We start from the raw sequence: 14,953 nt of genomic DNA on the forward strand, positions 1-14,953 counted from the left end.
GCATGATGGTACCGGTCCGGTGTTTCACCTGTGGCAACGTCGTCGCCGAACACTGGGAGGAGTTCGACGAGCGGGCCAACGAGGGCGACGAGGACCCCGAGAAGGTCCTCGACGAACTCGGCGTCGACCGCTACTGCTGTCGGCGCATGCTCGTCAGTCACACCGATCTCGTCGATATCGTCTCCCCGTACCAGTAAGCCAATGCAACAGCAAGAGCACAACCGCTACGAGAAGGCACGCATCCTCGGCGCTCGAGCGCTGCAGATCTCCTACGGTGCGCCGGTGTTGATCGAGACCGAGCAGACGGAACCGATCCTCATCGCCGCCGAGGAGTACGACGCCGACGTGCTTCCCTTTACCGTCAAGCGGGGGTACGACCGGAAATGACGCGTATTACCGACGTTCGGCTGCGCCGGATTCTCGACTCGCGAGGGAACCCGACGGTCGAAGCGGACGTCCTGACGGAAAGTGGCGGCTTCGGCCGCGCTGCAGCACCAAGCGGTGCCAGCACCGGCGAGTACGAGGCCGTCGAGCGGCCGCCAAACGAGGCGATCGCCGCGGCCCGGGAACACGCCGTTCCCCGACTCGTCGGCGAGGTCTACGCGGGCAACCAGCGTGACGTCGACGCGGCGCTCCACGCCGCCGACGGGACCGACGACTTCTCCGAGATCGGGGCCAACAGCGCGGTCGCGATCTCCATGGCCGCCGCGAAGGCCGGTGCCGACGTGCTCGGTGCACCGCTCTTTCAGCACCTCGGTGGCACGTTCCGCGGCGAGAACTCCCCGATTCCGCTCGGGAACGTCGTCGGTGGCGGCGAACACGCCGCCGACGCGACCGACATTCAGGAGTTCCTGGCTGCACCCGTCGGCGCACCCAGCGTCGCGGATGCCGTCTTCGCCAACGCGGCCGTCCACGCCGCCGTCGCCGACCTGCTCGAGGAACGCGACGTTCCGTGCGGGAAAGGCGACGAGGGCGCGTGGGCACCGTCGATCGACGACAGCGAGGCCTTCGAGGTCGTCGACGAAGCGGTCTCGATGGTCGCCGACGAGGTCGGCTTCAACATCGGCTTCGGGCTGGACGTGGCCGGCGCTGAACTGTACGATTCCGACTCCGGGACGTACGAGTACAGCGACCGCAGCCGTGACACCGACGAGCAGATCGCCTACATCGCCGAACTCGTCGAGGAGTACGATCTGGTCTACGTCGAGGATCCTCTCGACGAGGACGATTACGACGCCTTCGCCGACCTCACCGACGAGGTCGGCGATCAGACGCTGGTCTGTGGTGACGACCTGTTCGTCACCAACACCGAGCGTCTCGTCGAGGGAATCGATCGCGGCGCGGCAAACAGCATCCTGATCAAGCCAAACCAGATCGGGACGCTGACGGACGCCTTCGACGCGATCGAACTCGCGACGCGGAACGGTTACGATTCGGTCGTCTCCCATCGGTCGGGCGAGACCGAAGACGCGACGATCGCACACCTCGCTGTTGCGACCGACGCCCCCTTCATCAAGACGGGTGCCGTCGGCGGCGAGCGAACTGCAAAGCTCAACGAGCTCATTCGAATCGCAGACGACGCGACATGACAGAGAACGATGCAACCCAGGAAGGGCTCGACGCCGCCGAGGAGGCGATCGACGAGGAGCCAGCCGAAGGGGCTGGCCCCGCCGCCGACGCCGACGACGTCGAGCCAGTAGACGAACAGTCCGCCGACGCCGAGGGAGCACCCACGGCCGACGCAGAACAAGCCGACGACGCCGAAAGCGAGGATGCCGGGCCGACCCTCGACGACGACGTGATGTCCGACGAGGAGGCCGACCTCCTCATCCCCGTCGAGGACTACCTCGGCGCTGGCGTCCACATCGGGACCCAGCAAAAGACTCAGGACATGGAGCGGTTCATCCACCGCGTCCGAACCGACGGGCTCTACGTGCTCGACGTCTCGAAGACCGACGGCCGTATCCGTACGGCCGCGGACTTCCTCGCGAACTACGACCCCGAGCAGATCCTCGTCACCTCGAGTCGCCAGTACGGTCGGTTCCCGGCGGAGAAGTTCGCCGAAGCCGTCGGCGCTCGCGCCCGGACCGGTCGCTTCATCCCGGGGACGCTGACGAACCCTAAGTACGACGGCTACATCGAGCCGGACGTACTGGTCGTCACCGACCCGATCGGCGACGCCCAGGCCGTCAAGGAGGCCATCACGGTCGGCATCCCGGTCATCGCGATGTGTGACTCGAACAACCAGGTCAGTAACGTCGACCTCGTCGTCCCGACGAACAACAAGGGTCGCAAGGCCCTCTCGGTCGTCTACTGGCTGCTCGCCAACGAGGTCCTCGACCGACGCGGTGCCGAGCCGTCCTACTCGCTCGAGGACTTCGAAAGTACCGTATAACCGTTCGATTTCGGCACTGTTCGTTTTCTCGTCGTTCGATAGCCGGGTAGCGGCCGGATCGTGGCCGAGTTGCGAGCCGGCGACTCGAATGCGCTCGGGCGGGTATCGGTCGCTATAGTAGCCACTGGAACGATTGCCACACTGACCGCAACGCCGGTATTCGGTCAGGTGTGCATTGACCTTCAGTAGCGACGGAGAGGGTGATCCAGTATGGATCAATAGGCATGTTACCATGCCCCAATATTTACTGTGTTGGACGTTATCGTTCGATTTACTATGCAGAGCGTTCCCACCGAGGTCATCCGTCGATGGAATCGAATATTCGAGGTTCTCTCGGCCGAACCGCGGCGACAGATAATCGGTGCCCTGATCGACGTCTCGCCCGGTGAATCCGTCCCCTTGCCGGACGTTGCACTGAATCCGAACGTGGTGACCCCGATCGGTTGCGGCTCGAATTGCGCCATCACCACCTCCCGCTGTTAGCAGAGAGCCACATTGTACAGTGGGATCGTGAGCCGTTACGAGCATATCGCGGCCGCAATTTCGAGGACGCGAGCGTCGTCCTCGAGAGTCTGTACGCGAACACCGAAGCGATCCCGGATCGGCTGGTCGTCGGCTGTCAGACGCTCGAGCAGGAACGCGAGAACGAGCGGTCGGAGTATGGACTTCGTAGGTGAACGGTGACTGGGCGGTTGGTTCCACGATGAACCGCCAGGGAGTACTGACGCAAGCCTCACGGCGAAATCGTCTCGAGCAGCGCCTCGAGCAGTTCGGCGGCCTCGACTGCCGTCGTTCCGAAGACGTAGCTCACGGGTTCGATCCCGAACGCGCCCTGGTGGTAGGCGACGGCGGGGACGGTGCCGCGGGCGGCGAACCGCTCGCGGAGGTGTTCGCCGCGGTCCTCGTAGTCGGCGTCGAACTCGAGTGGCTCGAGTCCTCGCTCGCGAGCGGCCTCGAGCAGGCCGTCGTCGGTGGCGACGTTGATCGCCGCCCGGATCTCGGAGTCGGTATCGTTCGCGGCGAGGACGGCCGTCGCGACGTGTTTCGACGCGCCGAACTCGGGATTCGCGGGGATTTCGATCCGGCCGCCCATGGCGTAGATCCGGCCGGGGACCGCGGCGACGTCGGTTTCGTCACCTGGTTCGGGAAGCGACATTCCGACGTTGGTTCCGACGTTCGGGACGACGTCGTCCATTCCGGGAATCGAGGCGAGCGTGCGTGTGGCGGTCCGGACGTTCGCGAGGACGTCCCGTTCGGCGCGGACGTCGGGATCGAGGCCGCGAACGCACAGATCGCAGCCGAGCCCCCGCAGTTCGGGCATCTCCTCCTCGTGGAGTTCACAGATCGGGCCCCGATCCTCGAGGCTGTGGACGAGCGAGAGGAGTTCGGCCAGCGCGTCGTAGCCGTCCATCTCGCCGCCGGCCAGTCCGTCAGCGATGCGTTCGACGGTGGCGACGGTTTCGGGGTCGTTCCGAAACCAGTCGTCACCGCCGCTCTCGCCCCCGACGTACTTGCTGACCGCGGCCTGGGTCACGCCGAGTTCGGCGGCGATCTCCCGTTGGGTCAGTCCGCGGTCGGCGAGGCGCGCGGCCAGCATCGCCCGGACCGTCGGCAGGAACCGATCGACGACGAGTTCGCTGGGCAAGACGAGCGACATACGACCGACGTTCGACTGTACGATCATAAGTCCGCCCCCGATTCGATCACGGCCGCCCGATGACTACCGGGCGGCGACAAAGATAGCTATTAATCATCGTCGGACGAACGGCCGGGCATGACACTTTCGAGCGCTCCCGGCAAGGTGTATCTACTCGGGGAGCACGCGGTGGTCTACGGCGAGCCGACTGTCCTGTGTGCGATCGAGCAGCGGGCGCGGGTCGGCGTACAGCGACGCGACGACGGGAAACTCCGAGTCAACGCCGAAGATCTCAGTCTGGACGGATTCACGGTCGAGTACGACGGAACGGCCGACGAGGGGCCGGACATCGATGTCTCGGAATCGCTGCTCGACGCCGCGATGGGGTACGTCGACGGCGCGATCGAGCAGGTCCGGGACGTCACCGGGAACGACGAGGTCGGGTTCGACGTGACCATCGAGAGCGACATCCCCCTGGGCGCGGGACTCGGGTCGTCGGCCGCAGTCGTCGTGGCGGCTATCGACGCCGCCACCCGCGAGCTCGGTGTCACCCTCGAGACCGACGAACTCGCCGAGCGGGCCTATCGGACGGAGTACCAGGTCCAGGACGGCCAGGCCTCGCGGGCCGATACGTTCTGTTCGGCGACCGGCGGCGCGGTCCGCGTCGAGGGTGACGACTGCCGCTCGCTCGAGGCACCCGAGGTACCGATCGTGATCGGGTTCGACGGCGGCGCGGGGGACACCGGCAAGCTGGTTGCAGGCGTCCGCGACCTGCGCGAGGAGTACGGGTTCGCTGCCGACACGATCGCGGCGATCGGCGACGTCGTGCGCAACGGCGAGGCGGCGCTTGCCGACGGTGATCTCGAGGAACTCGGCCGACTGATGAACTTCAATCACGGCCTGCTTTCGGCGCTGGGCGTCTCCTCGCGCTCCCTGGACACGATGGTCTGGGCGGCCCGCGACGCGGGCGCGTACGGCGCGAAGCTCATCGGGGCTGGCGGGGGTGGCTGTATCGCCGCGTTGGATCCGACGCCGGAGACCGAGACGGCCCTCTCCTTTACCCCGGGCTGTGAAGATGCCTTCCGCGCGGAACTCGCCGAAACGGGTGTGGAGCGACTCGAATGATCGTTCTGAAACTCGGCGGCAGCGTCATCACCGAGAAGGACCGGCCGGAAACCCTCGACGGCGACGCCCTCGAGCGCGCGGCCGACGCGATCGCGGCGACACGAGAGAGCGGTCCCGAGGACCTCGTGATCGTCCACGGCGGCGGGAGCTTCGGCCACCACAACGCAAGCGAGCACGGCGTCACCACGACCGAGGGGACCCACGACGCGTCGGCAGCGCTGGACATCCACGGCGCGATGACGACGTTGAATCAGTTCGTCCTGCGTCGACTACTCGAGCGCGACGTCGAGGCGGTGCCGGTCCATCCCTTTTCGGCAGCCGCCCGCGATAGCAAGGGGGAGCTCGACTTGCCGACCGGGCAGGTCGAAACGATGCTCGCGGAGGGGTTCGTCCCCGTCCTCCACGGCGACGTGATCGCCCACGCCGGCGCGGGTGCGACCGTCGTCAGCGGCGACGAACTCGTGGCGGAACTCGCTCGAGCGCTCTCGGCCGATCGGGTGGGGCTGTGCTCGACGGTCCCTGGGGTGTTAGACGACGGGGACGCCGTGATCGACCGGATCGACGACTTCGAGACCGTCGCCGACGTGCTCGGGACCAGCGAGGCGACCGACGTGACCGGCGGGATGGCCGGCAAAGTGCGGACGCTGCTCGGTCTCGAGGCTGCGGCGTCGATCTTCGGCCTCGAGTCGCTCGCGTCGTTCCTCGAGGGCGAGAATCCGGGGACGACGATCGACTGAGAACGAGCGCGGGAGACGAGGGAAGAAGCGGCGAGACCGTCTCAACGCGTCCAGAACCCGCCGGTGAAGAGGACCAGAACGGGGATGATCTCCAGACGGCCGATCCACATCAGGAAGACCATCAGGAGTTTCGAACTGTACGGGAACTCGAGGTAGCTCCCGAAGGGGCCCAGCGAACCGAACCCGGGGCCGATGTTCCCGATCGTCGCGAGGCTCGCGCTGAACGCCTCGAGTGGCTCGAGGGAGTAACCGATTCGGCTGGCGTCGAGCATGATGACCAGCGTGGCGAGAGCGAAGATGAAGAGGTACATGAACGTGAATCCGAGGACGCCGCGAATGGCGTCCTCGTCGACGACGTTGCCGCCGAGTCGAATCGGGCGGACGACCTCGGGATGGGACGCCGTGAACAGCTCTCGGCGCAGTACCTTGAAGACGATCAACCATCGAACGACCTTGACGCCGCCACCGGTCGAGCCCGCACAGCCGCCGACGAGCATCGCGAACAGGAGTACGACCTTGCCGGTCCCGGACCACGCCGCGAAGTCGCTGGTCGCGTAACCGGTCGAAGTCAACAGTGACGCGATCTGGAAGGCGCTCTGTCGCAGCGAGTTCTCGACCACGCCTTCCGTCACGCCGCCGAGATCCCCGAGTGCCGGCGCGGTACCGACGTAGAGCATCCCGGCGAGGAGGACCGTCAGCCCGGCGATCGCGCTCACGTAGGCGCGGAACTCGGAGTTACGGACGAATCGATGACCGTCGCCGCTGAAGACGTGCCAGAACAGGGCGAAGTTGGTCCCGGCGACGATCATGAACGGGATGGCGGTCCACTGGACGATCGCGGAGAACGCCGCGACGCTGTCGGCCTCCGGTGAGAACCCGCCCGTCGGGAGCGTCGTGAACCCGTGGGCGATGGCGTTGTAGAGGGTCATGTTGTCGGCCATCCCCGCCAAATTGAATCCGTAGAGGATAGCAATGTAGACGACGGTAAAGGCGAAGTAGACGAGCCAGAGGATACGCGCCGTCTCGGCGATGCGCGGCGTGAGTTTCTGTAACTGCGGTCCCGGCGCTTCCGACTCGACGAGTTGTGCCCCGCTGACCGCCAGCTCGGGGAGGATCGCGACCATCAACACGATGATCCCCATCCCGCCGAGCCACTGGGTGAGCTGTCGCCACATCATGATCGCGTGGGAGTGATCCTCGAGCGAGATGCTCCCGAGGACCGTCGCCCCGGTCGTCGTAAAGCCCGACATCGACTCGAACAGGGCGTTGACGGGATGAGCGAGCGTCGATTCGGTTCCCCAGCCCGCGATCACGTAGGGGACTGCACCGATCATCGCGACGGCCAACCACGAGATCGCCACGAAGAGCATGGCCTCCCGGACCTGTAGATCCGGCTCGGGACTGAGTTGCTCGAGGCCGTGGCCGATGGCGATCGTAAGGACGATCGTCGCGACGAACGGGAACACGGGGTCGCTATAGATCAGCGCAACGACGATCGGAATCACCAGTGGGACGGAGAGATACTTGAGCACGGTTCCGACGAGCGCGACACTGGCGCGCCAGTCAGTACGGATCCGCATCGTACACCCCACTCGCGCAGTCACGTCTGGACACGGTATGTAACGGCATTTTGGTTCGGTCTCATTAATCCATCGTAAGTCGCCGTCCGTCGCGACCGATCCCTCGTACGGATCACTACTGGTGGAACGCGGGCAGTTCCGGGCAACGAGTACCGTTCCCCGGGTGTGGGACGGGGATCTATATACGAACTGTGCGTATACTATAGTCGCAACTGGAAGTCATTGCACACCTGATCGCACGACAGCGTTGCGATCAGTGTGTAACTCGTTTCAGTTGTTACTACAGACCATGAGCGTTCGATTACCAAGCGTTCGTCACCCACGTTCGTTTTACGACGTGTTCGGCGTCGTCGCCGCCGCGGTGACGATCATGGCCCTCGTGCTCGCCGTTCGATACGGGTCGGTCGTTCGGCTCGAGATGGCCGCCTTCATGACGGTCGTCTTCCTGTGGGCCGGCTGGGCGATCGAGCGGATTCTGGCGGAATCCAAAGACCGAGCGAGAACACAACGGCGGGATCCGCCCTGGAACTGATGCCGTCGCGTCAGTAGTTTCCGTTGGAATCCGTGCCGACGGGACGAGGTGGAGAACCGTTCGGGTCTCACGCGATGTCGACGCCGCCGATCGAGGTCTCCAAAACGATATATTTTCAATGGTCTCGCAAGAAATCCGATGCAATGTATATCGTCATCGTCGGCGCGGGCGATATCGGGATGCCGCTCATCGATATCGCAACTCGGTCGGGAAACGAGGTCGTCGTCATCGAGAACGACCCCGAGCGAGCGGACCGAGTCGCCGGTCAATACGACTGTCTGATCCTCAACGACGATGCGACGGCTCACGATACGCTTCAGGACGCCGGGATCGAGAAGACGGACGCGCTGATCAGTACGACCGATCGAGATCCGACCAACATTATGGTCTGTTTGCTCGCGCAGGAACACGAGGTTCCCAATATCGTCTCGGTCGTTCACGACCCCGAACACATGAACGTGTTCCGCCAGATCGGCGTCAATACGATGGAGAACCCACAGGAACTCATCGCCGAATACCTCTACCGGGCGGTCGCCCGCCCGGCGATCGTCGACTACATGCGAATCGGCGAGAAGGCGGAGGTATTCGAGATCACCGTCACTGAAAACGCGCCGATCGACGGGAAGACGCTCATCGAGGCAGCGGACGACGACCTCCTCCCCGAGGACGTCCTGATCGTTGCGATCGAACGCGAAGGGGAGGATCCACCGATCACGCCGCGAGGGAACACGAGAATCGAGGCCGACGATTTGCTCACCGTCTATTCGGCGTTCGGAGCGGAACCCACCCTCACGGACGTGTTCGGCCACCCAGAAGACCGGGCAGAATGATGGTCGCACACAACGGATCGCAGCCCCACGTCGGGCAGCCACGATGGTCGTCCTCTACCGACTGGCCGCGAGCGTCTCGTCACGATTCCGTCGTGTATTTGAGCCCGGACTGGACAGGGGCTAACAGATGAATGGGGCAACGGAAACGATCGGCCGGGACCTCGGGCGCATACTCGAGGCGCTGGCCGGCCTCATGTTCGTCTCGATTCTCGTTCCGCTCGTCTGGGGCGAATACTACGCGATTCCGGCGCTGATCGTCTCCGGAGTGATCCCGTTCGCTATCGGCTACTCCTTCAGAACGAGGTTCCGGAAAGCGGCCAGACCCGGAAAGTTACACGGGATGATCATCGCCGCAGTGGGGTGGTTCTGCGTCGCGATCTTCGGCTCGCTGCCCTTCTACCTCATCGCGTGGACGGTCGAGTTCGCGCCGCCGGTCCTCGGGGAAGCGTCACGCGCGTCGACGCCGACGCTCGCGGCGTTTACGCAGCCGCTCAACGCGCTGTTCGAGAGCATGAGCGGCTTTACCGGGACCGGGCTAACGATGACCGACAACGAGGAGGTCTTACCGCGGACGCTCCAGTGGTGGCGCTCGTTCATCGAGTGGATCGGCGGTGTCGGCGTGATCGTCCTCACGACGGCGATCCTCGCCCGGCCGGGGAGCGGCTCGCTGACCCTCTACGAGAGCGAGGCCCGCTCCGAGCGGATCCATCCGAGCATCGTCTCGACGGTACAGACGATCTGGTGGATCTTCATCCTGTTTACGTTCGTTTCGATCCTGCTGCTGTGGGTCGTCGGGATGCCGATCTGGGGGGCGATCAATCACGCGATGACGGGGCTGGCGACCGGCGGGTTCTCGATTACCGACAACTCGATCGCCACCTACGACAGCGTGGCCATCGACTTCGCGCTCCTCCCGATCATGCTGCTTGGCAGCATCGCGTTCCCCGTCCACTATCTCATCCTCCAGGGCGACTTGCGGAACCTCTATACCGACCTGCAGACCCGGTGGGTGTTCATCTACATGGGGATCGGGACGGCCCTGCTCACCGTGTTGGTGTACGTCGGTGACACGTACGACTCCCTGTTTACGGCGTTCCGGTATGGCTCGTTCCAGTTCGTCTCCGCCGCGACCTGTGCTGGCTTCCAGACCGCTGCCGACACGACGAACGTCGCGCTGGGTCGCTGGCCAGCACAGGCCCAACTCACCGTCGTGTTCGGAATGGTGGTCGGCGGCGCGGCCGGGTCGACGGTCGGCGGGATCAAGCTGATCCGAGCGCTGACCCTGTTGAAGGGAATTCGATTCCGTATTGGGGACGTCTTCTATCCCGAGACGGCCGTTCGCCGGCTGAAGATCAACGGTCGCCGCCTCGACGAACGGGAGGTCCGCCAGGAGTTCGAGGAGGCGGCGATTATCGCGGCTCTCTGGTTCTTCTTCCTCGGTATCGGGATCTTCGTGCTCCTCCTGATACTCCCGCAAGGCGAGTACACGCTCGAGAACGTCATCTTCGAAGTCGCGAGCGCACAGGGTAACGTCGGCCTCTCTGCGGGGATCACTGGCCCCGAGTCGCTGCCGACGGTCGGCAAGATCATGTTCCTGTTCAATATGTGGATCGGCCGCCTCGAGATCATTCCCGTCCTGGTGACGCTGCGAGCGGTCTTCGACCGCGGAGGGCTGTACCGATGAACGTCGGCGATGTTCCGATCGTGGGCGAACTCCTCGAGGCGGGTGCCGAAGATCGGGTCTTCGATTCGCTCTTGCTGATCGGTCCCCTCCTGATCCTCGTCATTGCTCTCGTCGGTCGGTCGCGTCTCACGACCGGACTCGCGGCCGCCTACGTCGGTTTCTTCGCCGCGTACGTCCTCTTCCGCGGTGTTCGAACCTGAAGCGGGTTCGATCGCGTTCGGGAGCGATGTTCGATCGGTGTCTACGAGCCACGGATACCGAGTCGGAACCGACCGCGTCGCTCACTGAGACGACTCGGTACGACAACGGTGCGCAGAGTGCGAAACGGGCGGAGTCGGCTAGATCAGTTCGATGACCTCGTCGAGGACGGCCGCGTCGACGAAGACGATCACGTGATCGCCGGACTGAACGACCGTCGAGCCACGCGGCGTGATATGTTCACCGCTTCGTGAGATCGCGCCGATGACGACGCCCTCGGGGAGGTCGTCGGTCGCCTCGGCGATCTCCCGACCGACGAGGACGCTCTCCTCGCCGACCTCGATCTCGATGACTTCCGCGAGGTCGTGTTCGAGCATGGCCACCTTCTCGGTGTGGTCGGTTCGGGTAAAGCGGATGATCTCCTCGGCGGTCTCCTCGCGGGGATTGATCGCGACATCGACACCGACGGTCTCGAAGAGGTCGGCGTACTCGGGGTTCTCGATGATCGCGACGGTGCGGTCGACGCCGAGCCGGTCGGCCAGTAGGGAGACGAGCAGGTTCTTCTCGTCGCTGTCGAGGGCGGCGACGACGACGTCGGCCTCGCCGACGTGCTCGCGGGCGAGGAACTCGGAATTGGTCGCGTCGCTTTCCATGACCATCGTGTTCGGGAGCGACTCGGCGACCTCGCGGGCCCGGTCGTGGTCGCGTTCGATCATTCGCGGTCGAAAGCCGTGGTCCTCGAACTCGCGGGCGGTCTGGTAGCCGATTTCGCTCGCGCCGACGATGACGACTTCTTCCGCCTCCTCGGGCATCGTGGCGACCTCGTCGGCGAACTCGTTGATCGAGGCAGGGCTGCCGATGACGACGACGCGGTCGCCCGCCCGGATGACCGTGTCACCCCTCGTGACGACCATCTCGTTGTCCCGAAAGATCGCGGCGAAGGTGAGCGAATCGTAGCAGTCGGCGTCGCTTACGGTCCGGTCGGCGATCGGACTCTCCGGGGGGATGTCGAACTCGGCCATACGGATGAGGCCGCCGGCGAACGTATCGACGTCGTGTGCGCTCGGCAGTCCGGAGATCCGAAAGATCGCCTGCGCAGTCAGCAGGTCGGTACAGACCATGAAGTCGACGCCGAAGGCACCCTGTGAACCCTGCCAGGTTTCCAGCAGCGTCCGTCGTCGAACCCGGGCGATGGTAAACACCTCGGCCGTCGCCTTCGCCGCCCCACAGACGACGGCGTTCGTCTCGTCGTTGTCCGTACAGGCGATGACGAGCCCCGCTTGCTCGAGCCCGGCCTCACGCAGGACCTCGAGGTCCGTCCCGTCGCCCCGGATCGTCAGCACGTCCAGCGAGTAGGTGAGTTCATCGACGACGTCGGCATCCTGATCGACAACGACCACGTCGTGGGTCTCTTCCAGGTTTGCGGCAATCGAGCGGCCGACCTCGCCGGCACCGACGATGATTACGTACATGACGATCCCTCCGAAAGCATAGTTAGTGAGAGCCGCTTTTGGTGCGACCGTCAAATGGATTGCGGTGTCCCGAAGCGACCAGACCTGCCGGCGAGATGCGATAATCGGCCGGTAGGCGGTGCCACCGGCGGCGAGTGAACCCACTGCGTTTTTAACACCTGGGCGTGTACGATGCCATAGCGAAACCCGCGGGCAAGTGCGTTCGGGCTTGCGATGTCGCGAGCTACCGACGACGGAACCGCCGTCACCGAGCGCATAGCGGGATGGCCGACGTGCTGTAAGACGCCGGGGCCGGACACGACTAGGCGTCCGCGGACCGTTTCGATGAGAGTCCAGACAGCGGCTTTCAGTGCTACGAACCATGGAAATCGAAATCGCAACCATCGGCGGCTACGAAGAAGTCGGTCGGCAGATGACTGCCGTCCGCGCCGGCGACGACGTCGTCATCTTCGATATGGGTCTGAACCTCTCGCAGGTCCTGATCCACGACAACGTCGAAACCGAACAGATGCACAGTCTCGATCTGATCGACATGGGCGCTATTCCCGACGATCGGGTCATGAGCGACCTCGAGGGCGACGTCAAAGCGATCGTGCCGACCCACGGCCACCTCGACCACATCGGCGCGATTAGCAAGCTGGCCCACCGGTACGATGCCCCCGTCGTCGCGACGCCGTTTACGATCGAGCTGGTCAAACAGCAGATCGAGGGCGAACAGAAGTTCGGCGTCGAGAACGACCTCGTCAAGATGGAGGCCGGCGAGACGATGTCGATCGGTGACCGCAACGAACTCGAGTTCGTCAACGTCACCCACTCGATCATCGACGCGATCAACCCCGTCCTCCACACGCCCGAAGGGGCGATCGTCTACGGGCTGGACAAGCGGATGGATCATACACCCGTCATCGGCGACCCGATCGATATGGAGCGCTTCCGCGAGATTGGCCGCGAGGGAGAGGGCGTCCTCTGTTACATCGAGGACTGTACCAACGCCAACAAGAAGGGGCGGACGCCCTCCGAGAGCGTCGCCCGCGAACACCTCCGGGACGTCCTCTACAGCATGGAGGACTACGACGGCGGCATCGTCGCCACCACCTTCTCGAGTCACATCGCCCGCGTGAAATCGCTGGTCGAGTTCGCGGACGACATCGGCCGCCAGCCCGTCTTGCTCGGGCGCTCGATGGAGAAGTACTCCGGCACCGCGGAACGACTGGACTTCATCGACTTCCCCGCGGATCTCGGGATGTTCGGCCACCGCAAGTCCGTCGACCGCACCTTCAAGCGCATCATGAACGAGGGGAAAGAGAAGTACCTGCCCGTCGTCACCGGTCACCAGGGCGAGCCCCGCGCGATGCTCACCCGGATGGCCCGCGGCGAGACCCCCTACGAACTCGACGACGGCGACAAGGTCGTCTTCTCGGCTCGCGTCATTCCGGAACCGACCAACGAGGGCCAGCGCTATCAGGCCGAGAAACTACTCGGCATGCAGGGCGCACGGGTCTACGACGACATCCACGTCTCGGGGCACCTCAACCAGGAAGGCCACTACGAGATGCTCGACGCCCTCCAGCCCCAGCACGTCATCCCGGCACACCAGGACATGAGCGGCTACTCGAGCTACGTCAACCTCTGTGAGAGCGAGGGGTACAAGATGGGCCGAGACCTCCACGTCACGCGCAACGGGAACCTCATTCAGCTGGTCGACTGATATGACGAGCCCCGAGGCACGCGAAGAGGCGGTACTCGAGGCGGTCCGACAGCGCCGCGAGCAGGTCAACGAGGCGATTCCCGACGAGCTGCCGATCAAGCGACCGGAACGGCTCTACGAGGCCTCACGATACCTGCTGGACGCGGGTGGCAAACGACTGCGGCCGACCGTTCTGTTGACGACTGCGGAGGCGCTCGCCGACACCGAGCCGCTGTCGACGGAGTACCGCTCGTTTCCCGCGCTCGACGAGAGCGGACCGATCGACATGATGGCAGCCGCCGTCAGCGTCGAGGTCATCCAGTCGTTTACGCTGATCCACGACGACATCATGGACGACGACGATCTCCGGCGTGGGGTCCCCGCCGTCCACAAGGAGTACGACCTCGAGACGGCGATTCTGGCCGGCGACACGCTCTACTCGAAGGCCTTCGAGATCATGCTCGAGACGGGAGCGAAGCCGGATCGCATCGTCGAGGCCCTGGGCGTGCTCGCGACGACCTGTACGAAGATCTGCGAGGGCCAATCGCTTGACGTCACCTTCGAGGAACGGACCGATGTCTCGCCCGACGAGTATCTGGAGATGGTCGAACAGAAGACGGCCGTGCTGTACGCCGCCTCGGCGTGTCTCCCGGCGATCCTGCTCGGAGCCGACGACGAAACGATCGACGCACTCTACGGCTACGGTCTCGATATCGGCCGGGCCTTCCAGATTCAGGACGACGTCCTCGATCTGACGGTGCCAAGCGAGCAACTCGGGAAACAGCGGGGGAGCGATCTCGTCGAGAACAAACAGACGCTGATCACCGTCCACGCCCGCGAGCGCGGTGTCGACGTCGACGACCTGGTCGACACCGACGACGTCGACGCGGTCACCGAAGCCGAGATCGACGACGCGGTCGCCGAACTCGAGTCGGCCGGCTCGATCTCCTACGCCAACGAGACCGCTCGTGACCTCGTCGCGCAGGGCAAGGACCGACTCGAGGTTCTGCCGGACAACGAAGCACGCGCGCTGCTCTGTGACCTCGCGGATTACCTGATCGAACGCGGCTACTGAGA

At 64.4% G+C, this 14,953-nt stretch carries 16 protein-coding genes; 13 read left to right on the top strand and 3 right to left on the bottom strand.

Features of this window, described 5'->3' with window-relative positions; genetic code table 11:
* The first annotated feature begins 2 nt into the window (after positions 1–2).
* The 5 genes from J0X27_RS14610 (at position 3) to J0X27_RS18170 (ending at position 3,072) form a co-directional block, all read left to right on the top strand.
* Positions 3–197: a DNA-directed RNA polymerase subunit N gene (locus tag J0X27_RS14610; RefSeq protein ID WP_207269892.1), complete on the top strand. Its 195-nt coding sequence runs from the start codon at positions 3–5 to the stop codon at positions 195–197.
* Positions 198–201: 4 nt separating this feature from the next.
* Positions 202–387, top strand: coding sequence for a DNA-directed RNA polymerase subunit K (locus J0X27_RS14615; protein WP_097379966.1), 186 nt, complete (start codon positions 202–204; stop codon positions 385–387).
* Positions 384–1,589, top strand: a complete 1,206-nt coding sequence (eno, locus tag J0X27_RS14620) for a phosphopyruvate hydratase (protein ID WP_207269893.1) — start codon at positions 384–386, stop codon at positions 1,587–1,589. The genes J0X27_RS14615 and eno overlap by 4 nt, the downstream gene beginning before the upstream one ends.
* Positions 1,586–2,395 (top strand): 30S ribosomal protein S2, encoded by an 810-nt coding sequence (gene rpsB / locus J0X27_RS14625; RefSeq protein ID WP_207269894.1) that lies wholly within the window; start codon positions 1,586–1,588, stop codon positions 2,393–2,395. Before eno ends, rpsB begins: the two co-directional genes overlap by 4 nt.
* 443 nt (positions 2,396–2,838) lie before the next feature.
* Complete coding sequence (locus tag J0X27_RS18170; protein ID WP_338088541.1) at positions 2,839–3,072, top strand: hypothetical protein; 234 nt, start codon at positions 2,839–2,841, stop codon at positions 3,070–3,072.
* Positions 3,073–3,128: 56 nt separating this feature from the next.
* Here the strand turns inward: J0X27_RS18170 and J0X27_RS14635 are convergent, their stop codons facing one another.
* Entirely contained in the window at positions 3,129–4,052 is a 924-nt protein-coding gene (locus tag J0X27_RS14635; RefSeq protein WP_207269895.1) for a thiamine-phosphate synthase family protein, read from the bottom strand.
* Between the two features lie 117 nt (positions 4,053–4,169).
* Between J0X27_RS14635 and mvk the strand changes: the two genes are divergently transcribed.
* Together mvk and J0X27_RS14645 are read left to right on the top strand one after the other, a co-directional pair.
* Positions 4,170–5,156, top strand: a complete 987-nt coding sequence (gene mvk / locus J0X27_RS14640) for a mevalonate kinase (protein ID WP_207269896.1) — start codon at positions 4,170–4,172, stop codon at positions 5,154–5,156.
* Positions 5,153–5,893: an isopentenyl phosphate kinase gene (locus J0X27_RS14645; protein ID WP_207269897.1), complete on the top strand. Its 741-nt coding sequence runs from the start codon at positions 5,153–5,155 to the stop codon at positions 5,891–5,893. Before mvk ends, J0X27_RS14645 begins: the two co-directional genes overlap by 4 nt.
* A gap of 41 nt (positions 5,894–5,934) precedes the next feature.
* On the opposite strand, the gene J0X27_RS14650 is transcribed toward J0X27_RS14645, so the two are convergent.
* Positions 5,935–7,473 (bottom strand): TrkH family potassium uptake protein, encoded by a 1,539-nt coding sequence (locus J0X27_RS14650; protein ID WP_207269898.1) that lies wholly within the window; start codon positions 7,471–7,473, stop codon positions 5,935–5,937.
* Between the two features lie 289 nt (positions 7,474–7,762).
* On the opposite strand from J0X27_RS14650, the gene J0X27_RS14655 reads away from it, so the two are divergent.
* From J0X27_RS14655 to J0X27_RS14670, 4 genes are all read left to right on the top strand, one after another.
* A complete protein-coding gene (locus J0X27_RS14655) occupies positions 7,763–8,005 on the top strand; it encodes a hypothetical protein (RefSeq protein ID WP_207269899.1) in 243 nt (80 codons plus the stop codon).
* 143 nt (positions 8,006–8,148) lie between these two features.
* Positions 8,149–8,835 carry a potassium channel family protein gene (locus J0X27_RS14660; RefSeq protein WP_207269900.1) on the top strand — a complete coding sequence of 229 codons (687 nt, stop codon included), beginning with the start codon at positions 8,149–8,151 and terminating at the stop codon, positions 8,833–8,835.
* Positions 8,836–8,962: 127 nt separating this feature from the next.
* The gene (locus J0X27_RS14665; protein ID WP_207269901.1) at positions 8,963–10,519 is read left to right on the top strand and encodes a TrkH family potassium uptake protein; all 1,557 of its coding nucleotides are present in this window, start codon (positions 8,963–8,965) and stop codon (positions 10,517–10,519) included.
* Positions 10,516–10,719, top strand: coding sequence for a hypothetical protein (locus J0X27_RS14670; protein ID WP_207269902.1), 204 nt, complete (start codon positions 10,516–10,518; stop codon positions 10,717–10,719). Before J0X27_RS14665 ends, J0X27_RS14670 begins: the two co-directional genes overlap by 4 nt.
* A 138-nt stretch (positions 10,720–10,857) precedes the next feature.
* Here J0X27_RS14670 and trkA read toward each other — a convergent pair whose 3' ends face one another.
* The gene (gene trkA / locus J0X27_RS14675; protein ID WP_207269903.1) at positions 10,858–12,189 is read right to left on the bottom strand and encodes a Trk system potassium transporter TrkA; all 1,332 of its coding nucleotides are present in this window, start codon (positions 12,187–12,189) and stop codon (positions 10,858–10,860) included.
* A 361-nt stretch (positions 12,190–12,550) separates the two neighbouring features.
* Here trkA and J0X27_RS14680 point away from each other — a divergent pair, with 361 nt between their 5' ends.
* Positions 12,551–13,897 carry a ribonuclease J gene (locus J0X27_RS14680; protein ID WP_207269904.1) on the top strand — a complete coding sequence of 449 codons (1,347 nt, stop codon included), beginning with the start codon at positions 12,551–12,553 and terminating at the stop codon, positions 13,895–13,897.
* Position 13,898: 1 nt separating this feature from the next.
* A complete protein-coding gene (gene idsA3 / locus J0X27_RS14685; RefSeq protein ID WP_207269905.1) occupies positions 13,899–14,951 on the top strand; it encodes a geranylfarnesyl diphosphate synthase in 1,053 nt (350 codons plus the stop codon).
* The last annotated feature ends 2 nt before the right edge of the window (positions 14,952–14,953 follow it).

Origin of the sequence: Natrinema longum (genome assembly GCF_017352095.1) — an archaeon.
Taxonomy (GTDB): domain Archaea; phylum Halobacteriota; class Halobacteria; order Halobacteriales; family Natrialbaceae; genus Natrinema; species Natrinema longum.

What these genes read in the sequence shown, in the direction of transcription:
- J0X27_RS14610 (WP_207269892.1), top strand. Translation starts at nt 3, where the DNA reads ATGATGGTACCGGTCCGGTGTTTCACCTGTGGCAACGTCGTCGCCGAA.
- trkA (WP_207269903.1), bottom strand. Translation starts at nt 12,189, where the DNA reads ATGTACGTAATCATCGTCGGTGCCGGCGAGGTCGGCCGCTCGATTGCC.
- idsA3 (WP_207269905.1), top strand. Translation starts at nt 13,899, where the DNA reads ATGACGAGCCCCGAGGCACGCGAAGAGGCGGTACTCGAGGCGGTCCGA.
- rpsB (WP_207269894.1), top strand. Translation starts at nt 1,586, where the DNA reads ATGACAGAGAACGATGCAACCCAGGAAGGGCTCGACGCCGCCGAGGAG.
- J0X27_RS14650 (WP_207269898.1), bottom strand. Translation starts at nt 7,473, where the DNA reads ATGCGGATCCGTACTGACTGGCGCGCCAGTGTCGCGCTCGTCGGAACC.
- J0X27_RS14655 (WP_207269899.1), top strand. Translation starts at nt 7,763, where the DNA reads ATGAGCGTTCGATTACCAAGCGTTCGTCACCCACGTTCGTTTTACGAC.
- J0X27_RS14665 (WP_207269901.1), top strand. Translation starts at nt 8,963, where the DNA reads ATGAATGGGGCAACGGAAACGATCGGCCGGGACCTCGGGCGCATACTC.
- J0X27_RS14680 (WP_207269904.1), top strand. Translation starts at nt 12,551, where the DNA reads ATGGAAATCGAAATCGCAACCATCGGCGGCTACGAAGAAGTCGGTCGG.
- J0X27_RS14660 (WP_207269900.1), top strand. Translation starts at nt 8,149, where the DNA reads ATGTATATCGTCATCGTCGGCGCGGGCGATATCGGGATGCCGCTCATC.
- J0X27_RS14645 (WP_207269897.1), top strand. Translation starts at nt 5,153, where the DNA reads ATGATCGTTCTGAAACTCGGCGGCAGCGTCATCACCGAGAAGGACCGG.
- eno (WP_207269893.1), top strand. Translation starts at nt 384, where the DNA reads ATGACGCGTATTACCGACGTTCGGCTGCGCCGGATTCTCGACTCGCGA.
- J0X27_RS14615 (WP_097379966.1), top strand. Translation starts at nt 202, where the DNA reads ATGCAACAGCAAGAGCACAACCGCTACGAGAAGGCACGCATCCTCGGC.
- J0X27_RS14670 (WP_207269902.1), top strand. Translation starts at nt 10,516, where the DNA reads ATGAACGTCGGCGATGTTCCGATCGTGGGCGAACTCCTCGAGGCGGGT.
- mvk (WP_207269896.1), top strand. Translation starts at nt 4,170, where the DNA reads ATGACACTTTCGAGCGCTCCCGGCAAGGTGTATCTACTCGGGGAGCAC.
- J0X27_RS14635 (WP_207269895.1), bottom strand. Translation starts at nt 4,052, where the DNA reads ATGTCGCTCGTCTTGCCCAGCGAACTCGTCGTCGATCGGTTCCTGCCG.